The following is a 346-nucleotide window of genomic DNA, read 5'->3' on the forward strand; positions in this document are numbered from 1 at the left end:
ACGCAGTTGGGGAATGTGCGCAGCACAGAGGGATTGCGTACGGACTTGTTGCACCTCTTTACGAACAAGGAAAAGTACTAGCGGCTCATATTTGTTCAGAAGATCAGTCGCTTGAGCACGGTTACGAGGGTTCCCTTGTTTATACGCAATTAAAAGTATCTGGCGTGAATGTATTCTCTGCGGGGGAGTTCCAAGACGCAGAAGATACAAAAGCGATTCGAGTTCACGATGAATTCGAAGGCATTTACAAAAAAGTTGTTGTGAGAGACAACAAAGTGATTGGCGCCGTGTTATTTGGGGATACATCTGACTCAACAAGACTCCTTTCAATGATGCGGAATGAGGA

The 346-nt window shown here is 45.4% G+C and carries 1 pseudogene; it reads left to right on the top strand.

From position 1 onward, the window contains the following. Positions 1–346, top strand: a pseudogene (locus SAY88_RS24815) (nitrite reductase large subunit); the annotation flags it as partial.

The sequence above is a fragment of the Halalkalibacter flavus genome, from assembly GCF_036663575.1.
Lineage (GTDB): Bacteria > Bacillota > Bacilli > Bacillales > Bacillaceae_D > Halalkalibacter > Halalkalibacter flavus.